The 8,187-nt window shown below is 70.4% G+C and carries 6 protein-coding genes; 3 read left to right on the forward strand and 3 right to left on the reverse strand.

What is annotated here, in order from left to right:
- Positions 1 to 29 precede the first annotated feature (29 nt).
- The gene (hemW, locus tag FNX44_RS00555) at positions 30 to 1,262 is read left to right on the forward strand and encodes a radical SAM family heme chaperone HemW (protein ID WP_143645837.1); all 1,233 of its coding nucleotides are present in this window, start codon (positions 30 to 32) and stop codon (positions 1,260 to 1,262) included.
- 61 nt (positions 1,263 to 1,323) lie between these two features.
- Here hemW and FNX44_RS00560 read toward each other — a convergent pair whose 3' ends face one another.
- Both FNX44_RS00560 and lepA read right to left on the reverse strand, forming a co-directional pair.
- Positions 1,324 to 3,216, reverse strand: coding sequence for an AMP-dependent synthetase/ligase (locus tag FNX44_RS00560; protein ID WP_143645839.1), 1,893 nt, complete (start codon positions 3,214 to 3,216; stop codon positions 1,324 to 1,326).
- Positions 3,217 to 3,501: 285 nt separating this feature from the next.
- On the reverse strand, positions 3,502 to 5,382 hold the full coding sequence (gene lepA / locus FNX44_RS00565; RefSeq protein WP_143645841.1) for a translation elongation factor 4: 1,881 nt from the start codon (positions 5,380 to 5,382) through the stop codon (positions 3,502 to 3,504).
- Between the two features lie 224 nt (positions 5,383 to 5,606).
- Between lepA and rpsT the strand changes: the two genes are divergently transcribed.
- Together rpsT and FNX44_RS00575 are read left to right on the forward strand one after the other, a co-directional pair.
- Positions 5,607 to 5,873, forward strand: a complete 267-nt coding sequence (rpsT, locus tag FNX44_RS00570; protein ID WP_143645843.1) for a 30S ribosomal protein S20 — start codon at positions 5,607 to 5,609, stop codon at positions 5,871 to 5,873.
- 343 nt (positions 5,874 to 6,216) lie between these two features.
- A complete protein-coding gene (locus FNX44_RS00575; RefSeq protein WP_143645845.1) occupies positions 6,217 to 7,134 on the forward strand; it encodes a hypothetical protein in 918 nt (305 codons plus the stop codon).
- A gap of 4 nt (positions 7,135 to 7,138) precedes the next feature.
- On the opposite strand, the gene holA is transcribed toward FNX44_RS00575, so the two are convergent.
- Positions 7,139 to 8,158, reverse strand: a complete 1,020-nt coding sequence (holA, locus tag FNX44_RS00580; protein ID WP_143645847.1) for a DNA polymerase III subunit delta — start codon at positions 8,156 to 8,158, stop codon at positions 7,139 to 7,141.
- Positions 8,159 to 8,187 lie beyond the last annotated feature (29 nt).

An 8,187-nucleotide genomic window follows, 5' to 3' on the forward strand; every position in this document is an offset into this window, starting at 1 on the left:
CGGCTGTGCCGATACCGGACAATGGGCGTATGCCATCCGCACTGCCCGAGGGCGAACCCGTACCCGACGACGGGTCGCTCCCGCCCGACGCGCTCTCCGGCGCGTCGGGGCGCCCGCTCGCCTTCTACCTGCACGTTCCCTACTGCGCCACACGCTGCGGGTACTGCGACTTCAACACCTACACCGCCGGCGAGCTGCGCGGCAGCGGCGGAGTCCTCGCCTCCCGGGAGAACTACGCCGACACCCTGATCGACGAGATCCGGCTGGCCCGCAAGGTGCTCGGCGAGGACCCCCGCCCGGTGGAGAGCGTCTTTGTCGGCGGCGGCACCCCCACACTGCTGCCCGCCGCCGATCTCGGCCGGATGCTGGCCGCGATCCGTGCCGAGTTCCCGCTGGCCGACGACGCCGAGATCACCACCGAGGCGAACCCCGACTCCGTCGACCCGCGCTACCTGGCCCAGCTGCGCGCCGCCGGCTTCAACCGGGTCTCCTTCGGCATGCAGAGCGCCCGGCAGCACGTTCTGCGGGTCCTGGACCGCACCCACACGCCCGGCCGGCCCGAGGCGTGCGTCGCCGAGGCCCGCGCCGCCGGTTTCGACCACGTCAACCTGGACCTGATCTACGGCACCCCCGGTGAGAGCGACGACGACTGGCGGGCCTCCCTGACCGCCGCCGTCGAGGCCGGACCCGATCACGTCTCGGCGTACGCACTGATCGTCGAGGAGGGCACCCGGCTCGCCCACCGCATCCGCCGGGGCGAGGTCCCCGCGACCGACGACGACGTGCACGCCGACCGCTACCTGATCGCCGAGGAGCTGCTGGCCTCGGCCGGATTCGACTGGTACGAGGTGTCGAACTGGGCCACCTCGGAGGCGGGCCGCTGCCGGCACAACCTGCTGTACTGGACCGGCGCCGACTGGTGGGGGGCCGGGCCCGGCGCGCACAGCCACGTCGGCGGCGTCCGCTGGTGGAACGTCAAGCACCCCGCCGCCTACGCGGCCGCCCTCGCCCGTGGCCACAGCCCCGGCGCCGGGCGCGAGGTACTGCAGGCGGAGGACCGGCGCGTGGAACGCGTCCTGCTCGAACTGCGGCTCGCCGACGGCTGCCCGCTCGACCTGCTGCGGCCGGCCGGCGCCGAGGCCGCCCGCCGGGCCGTGGCCGACGGGCTGCTCGACGCCGACGCACACGCGTCCGGACGCGCCGCCCTGACCCTGCGCGGGCGACTGCTCGCGGACGCGCTCGTCCGCGACCTGGTGGACTGAGGGCCCGCGGCTTGGCGGGCCGAGGGCCGCGGGCCGGCACGCCGGTCCGCGGCCCCGCGCGTCAGTCCTCGCGGGTACCTGCGTAGATCTCGTCCAGCAGGTGCCCGAACTCGCGCTCCACGACCGGGCGCTTGAGCTTCAGGCTCGGCGTCAGCTCGCCGTGCTCCACGTCCAGGTCACGCGGCAGGACGCGGAACTGCTTGATCGTCTGCCACCGCTGGAGGCCGCTGTTCAGCTCCTCCACGTAGCCCTCGACCAGCTTCCTGACCTCGTCGGAGGCCAACACCTCGGAGTAGCTCTTCCCGGCCAGCCCGTGCTCCTTCGCCCACCCCATGATCGACACCTCGTCGAGGGCGATGAGCGCCGAGCAGAAGTTCCGGTCCGCGCCGTGCACCAGGATGGTGGAGACGTAGGGACAGATCGCCTTGAACCGGCCCTCGATCTCGGCCGGCGCCACGTACTTGCCGCCCGAGGTCTTGAACATGTCCTTCTTGCGGTCGGTGATCCGCAGGTAGCCGTCGTCGGACAACTCCCCGATGTCCCCGGTGTGGAGCCAGCCGTCCGACTCCAGCATCTCGGCCGTCTTGTCCGGCAGGTTGTGGTAACCCTCCATGATGCCCGGGCTGCGCAGCAGTACCTCGCCGTCCTCCGCGATACGCACCTCGCAGCCCGGCAACGGCTTGCCGACCGTGCCCGTCCGGTAAGCCTCGCCGGGGTTGACGAAGCTCGCCGCGCTTGACTCGGTGAGGCCGTAGCCCTCCAGGATGTGGATGCCGGCGCCGGAGAAGAAGTAGCCGATGTCCGGCGCGAGCGCCGCCGAACCGGAGACGCAGGCGCGGAGCCTACCGCCGAACGCCGCCCGCAGCTTGCCGTAGACGAGCTTGTCGGCGACGGCGTGCTTCGCCCGCAGCCCGGCGGGCGCGGAGGGCGTGCCGGTACGGCGCTGGTTCTCCTGGGTGACCCGGCCGTACTCCCTGGCGACCTCGGCCGCCCACTTGAAGATCTTGTACTTCGCTCCGCCGGCCGCCTTCGCCTTGTTCGCGACGCCGTTGTAGACCTTCTCGAAGATGCGCGGCACCGCGGCCATGTACGTCGGCTGCACGACCGGCAGATTCTCGATGATCTTGTCGATCCGGCCGTCCACCGCCGTGACGTGCCCGACCTCGATCTGGCCGGAGAGCAGCACCTTGCCGAAGACGTGCGCCAGCGGCAGCCACAGGTACTGCACGTCGTCCGGGCGGGCGAGGCCCGTCTGGGCGATCGCCTTGGCCATGTAGGACCACGAGTCGTGCCGCAGTCGCACACCCTTGGGACGGCCGGTGGTGCCGGACGTGTAGATCAGCGTCGCCAGCTGGTCCGCCCGCAGCGAGGCGATGGTGTCCCGTACCGCGTCCGGGTGCTTCTCCAGATACGCCTTGCCGCGCTCGATCAGCTCGTCGAGGGTGACGACAAAGCCCTCGGGGTCGTCCGTGCCCTCGGCCGACTCGCCGTTCGGATCGATCAGGACGACATGGCGCAGGTCGGACAGCTCCTCCCGGCGCTCGCGCACCTTGGCGAGCTGACCGGCGTCCTCCGCGAACAGCACCCGGCTCTGCGAGTCGGCGAGGATGTAGGCGGTCTCCTCGGCGTTCGTGCTCGGATAGATCGTGGTGGTCGCGGCTCCCGCACAGAGCACACCGAGGTCGCACAGGATCCAGTCGACACGGGTGTTCGACGCGATCGCCACCCGCTCCTCGGGCTCGACGCCCAGGTCCGTCAGACCGGCCGCCACCGCGAACACGCGCTCGGCCGCCTCCGCCCAGGTGTAGGACCGCCACTCGTCCGGCCCGTCGCCCCCGGCCGCCGGCACGGGGTAACGGTAGGCCTCGCCGTCCGGCGTGGCTTCGATCCTCTCCAGGAAGAGAGCCGCCACGGAAGGCGGTCGGTTGTTGATGTTGGACTGAGCGTCGCTCACGACATCCTCCGGGGCCCACTACGTTGCTGGGGGGTGACTCACGAGTAACTCGGTGGCTGATCAGAGTAAGGGCCTCGAGCCCGGGATGTAAGGGGCTGTGGACAAGGCATTTTCTGATCTCTTTACCTACTCAGAGTAGGCGTGACGGCACGTTCGCAGCGTGCAGGCGGGCCGGGCGGACTTCCACGGCGCGGCCGGCGGAGAACAGTGGCGGAAAACGCGCGACGGCCGCGCGAACCGCGCGGCCGTCGTGTTCGACATGCGTGTGCTGCTCCGCCCGACGGGCTACTTCTTGCCCTTCGCCTCGCCGGAGCTGTCGTCGGTGGAGAGCGCGGCGATGAACGCCTCCTGGGGGACCTCCACCCGGCCCACGACCTTCATCCGCTTCTTGCCCTCCTTCTGCTTCTCCAGCAGCTTCCGCTTACGGGAGATGTCACCGCCGTAGCACTTCGCGAGCACGTCCTTGCGGATCGCGCGCACGGTCTCGCGGGCGATGACGCGGGAGCCGATGGCCGCCTGGATCGGCACCTCGAACTGCTGACGCGGGATCAACTCCCGCAGCTTGGAGGCCATGCGCACGCCGTACGCGTACGCCTTGTCCTTGTGGACGATCGCCGAGAAGGCGTCGACCTTGTCGCCGTGCAGCAGGATGTCGACCTTCACCAGCGCCGCCGACTGCTCACCGGTCGGCTCGTAGTCCAGCGAGGCGTAACCGCGCGTCTTGGACTTCAGCGCGTCGAAGAAGTCGAAGACGATCTCCGCGAGCGGCAGCGTGTAACGCAGCTCGACGCGGTCCTCGGAGAGGTAGTCCATGCCCTGCAGGGTGCCGCGGCGGTTCTGGCACAGCTCCATGATCGCGCCGATGAACTCGCTGGGCGCGAGCACCGTCGCGCGCACCACCGGCTCGTGGACTTCCGCGATCTTGCCGGTCGGAAACTCGCTCGGATTGGTGACGATGTGTTCGACGCCGTCCTCCATGACCACCCGGTAGACCACGTTCGGCGCGGTCGCGATGAGATCCAGGTTGAACTCGCGCTCCAGCCGCTCCCGGATCACTTCCAGGTGCAGCAGGCCGAGGAAGCCGACCCGGAAACCGAATCCCAGCGCCGCCGACGTCTCCGGCTCGTAGACCAGCGCGGCGTCGTTGAGCTGGAGCTTGTCGAGCGCGTCCCGCAGCTCCGGGTAGTCCGAACCGTCCAGCGGGTACAGCCCGGAGAACACCATCGGCTTCGGGTCCTTGTACCCGGCCAGCGCCTCGGTGGCCCCCTTGTGCTGCTGGGTGATCGTGTCGCCCACCTTCGACTGGCGCACGTCCTTCACACCGGTGATGAGATAGCCGACCTCGCCGACGGACAGCCCGTCGGCCGGCGTCATCTCCGGCGCGTTCGCCCCGATCTCCAGCAGCTCGTGTGTGGCGCCCGTCGACATCATCTTGATGCGCTCACGCTTGCCCAGCGTGCCGTCGACGACCTTCACGTACGTGACCACGCCGCGGTAGGCGTCGTAGACGGAGTCGAAGATCATCGCGCGGGCGGGCGCGTCCTTCACGCCCTCCGGCGGCGGCACCAGGCGCACCACCTCGTCCAGCAGCGCCTCGACGCCCTCACCCGTCTTCGCCGAGACCTTGAGCACGTCCCCCGGCTCGCAACCGATCAGGTGCGCCAGCTCGGCGGCGAACTTCTCCGGCTGGGCGGCCGGAAGATCGATCTTGTTGAGCACCGGGATGATCGTGAGGTCGTTCTCCATCGCCAGGTACAGATTGGCGAGGGTCTGCGCCTCGATGCCCTGCGCCGCGTCCACGAGGAGGATGCAGCCCTCGCAGGCGGCCAGCGAGCGGGACACCTCGTAGGTGAAGTCGACGTGCCCCGGGGTGTCGATCATGTTCAGGATGTGCGTGGCGTTCTCGCCGCCGGACGTGCTGCCGGACGGCGCCCACGGCATCCGCACCGCCTGGGACTTGATCGTGATGCCGCGTTCACGCTCGATGTCCATGCGGTCGAGGTACTGGGCGCGCATCTGCCGCTGCTCGACGACACCGGTCAACTGGAGCATCCGGTCGGCAAGCGTCGACTTGCCGTGGTCGATGTGCGCGATGATGCAGAAGTTGCGAATCAGCGCCGGGTCGGTACGGCTCGGCTCGGGCACGTTCGATGGGGTCGCGGGCACGCGTGGTCCTGTCGGGGTCATGGCTTCGGGTCGCTGCTGTCAGCCCCCATGCTCCCATGAGTGGCGCCTCCGAGGCTGATTGGGAGGCCCCCGCCCCCTCCTGCTACGCTGGGCGACTGCGTCCAATGGACACCCATACCGCCACTGCGGCGGTGAGCTCCGCCGCTACGGCGGTGGTGACCGGACGCGAGTCAGCATCCCCGAACCTCCAGAAGGCTTCTTTCGTGGCGAACATCAAGTCCCAGATCAAGCGGATCAAGACCAACGAGAAGGCGCGCCAGCGCAACAAGGCGGTCAAGTCCGAGCTGAAGACCGCGATCCGTCGCGTCCGCGAGGCCGTGGCCGCCGGTGACGCCGAGAAGGCCACCGCCGCCGCGCGCACCGCCTCCCGCAAGCTCGACAAGGCCACCAGCAAGGGCGTTCTCCACAAGAACAACGCGGCCAACAAGAAGTCGGCCCTCGCCCGCAAGGTCGCCTCGCTCCAGAAGTGATCCCCGGGGCTGGTGCGCCCCGATGCCCGTCAGTCCACGGCTCCCTCTCATCGCCGTGACCGACCGGCCCGGCACCACCGGGCGCCACGCGCGACACCGTCCGAGCCCTCTACTCGACGGCGCGTGACCCCAACGGACCGGACCCCGTCCACGGGAGTCCGACACAATGCGTGTTGTTCGCCACAGCACTGTTGCGACGCCCCGGAGGCCCCGCCTCCGGGGCGCTCTGCTGTGTGTGGGCGGGGCTTGTCGTAGGCAGGGCTTGTCGTGAACAGGGCTTGTTGTGGACAGGCTGTTACCCACCGGCGGCGTCCCCCGGACGCCACACGGGTAGGTTTGGCCCATGTCCATACCGGGGGAGCAGCCCAACCCTTATGGCGGTCCCGGCCAGCAGGCCGGCCAGCCGCAGCCGCAGCCGCACAACCCCTACGCGCAGCCCGCCACCGGTGGCTACGGCTACGCCGCCGCGTCGCAGGCCCTCGGGTCCCCGGTGCCGGGGCCGTCGGCCGGTCCCCCCGCCGGCGCCTCCCGAGGCCGGCTCCCCGGATGGGTGTGGGCGCTGGGAGGCGTGGTGCTCGCCTCCGCCGTCTGGGCGGCCGGGACGATCGTCGGAGGCGGCTTCGGCGGCGACTCCGAACCGACCGCCGACCTCGCTGGGTACCGCTTCCACAAGGACATGTGCGAGAGCGTCTACCGCTCCCCCTTCCTCGAGCACTACACCACGCACGGCAGCAGCGCCTCCAACCACTCCACGCACGACGCCATGGACACCAGCAGCTGCCTGATGCGCTACAAGCGCGACAGGTCCAGCCGCTTCGCCTCCACCTTTGTCACCTTCACCGCCACCTGGCACAAGCAGACCGACCCGACCGCGGAGTTCGAGGCCCGGGCCCAGGCGCAGGAGAGCCGTTCGAACGAGAACCAGCGGTACCGGGTGGAGCCGGTGGAGGAGCTGGGCGAGGAGGCGTTCCTCATCACCAGTGAACGCAAGCGCGACGGACAGCTGACCTACGCCGCGCTGGCCGTCCGGGACCGCTGGGTGGAGACGCATCTGGAGTGGAGCGACGTGGAGCTCTCGCGCGCCGGCCAGAGCCCGCTCACCAAGACACAGGTCCGTTCGATGCTGACGAAGAGCACCGAGGAGACCCTGGCGGAGCTGCGCAAGCCCACCGGGTCCGACGCCTCCAACGACTCCGACGAACAGACCGGCGGCTCCGACTCCGACAGCGGCCCGCCCAAGCGCGGCGAAGGCGACATCTGACCGCTCAGCGGTAACGGGCCGCCCTGGCGATCGTCACGACGGCCTTCTCCAGCGCGTAAGCCGGGTCGTAGCCGCCGCCCTTGACGGCCGCGTCAGCCTCGGCGACCGCCCGCAACGCGGTGGCGACGCCGTCCGCCGACCAACCCCGCATCTGCTGCCGGACCCGGTCGATCTTCCACGGCGGCATGCCCAGCTCCCTGGCGAGATCCGCCGGACGCATGCCCGACCGCGCGGAGGCGAGCTTGCCGATCGCCCGGACACCCTGCGCCAGCGCGCTGGTCACCAGCACCGGGGCGACTCCGGTGGCCAGCGCCCATCGCAGCGCCTCCAGCGCCTCGGCGGCCCGGCCCTCCACCGCCCGGTCGGCGACCGCGAAGCTCGAAGCCTCGGCGCGACCGGTGTAGTAGCGGGCGACCACCGTCTCGTCGATCGTTCCCTCGACGTCGGCGACAAGCTGCGCGCAGGCCGAAGCCAGCTCCCGCAGATCACTGCCGATCGCGTCCACCAGAGCCTGGCACGCCTCCGGAGTGGCGGACCGGCCGAGCGCCCGGAACTCGCCTCGGACGAAGGACAGTCGCTCGGCGGGCTTGGTGAGCTTCGCGCACGGCACCTCCCGGGCACCGGCCTTGCGCGCGGCGTCCAGCAGACCCTTGCCCTTGGCGCCGCCGGCGTGCAGCAGCACCAGCAGCACCTCCTCGACCGGCTCGGCGAGGTAGGCCTTCACCTCCTTGACGGTGTCGGCGGACAGATCCTGCGCCTGGCGGACGACCAGGACCTTGCGTTCGGCGAACAGAGACGGGCTTGTCAGCTCCGCGAGCATCCCCGGCTGGAGCACGCCCGGGGCGAGGTCCCGCACATCCGTTTCCGGGTCGGCGGCCCTGGCGGCCGCCACCACCTGGCGGACGACCCGGTCGGCCAGCAACTCCTCCTGGCCGACCGCGAGGGTCACCGCCGCCAGCGGGTCGTCGGCGGCGGCCTTCGGGGGCTTGGGGGACTTCGCGGAACCTGCGCTCTTGGGGGCCATCGCCGTCCAGCATCCCACGCCCCACCGAC

It is taken from the genome of Streptomyces alkaliterrae (assembly GCF_007097205.2).
GTDB classification, from domain to species: Bacteria; Actinomycetota; Actinomycetes; order Streptomycetales; family Streptomycetaceae; genus Streptomyces; species Streptomyces alkaliterrae.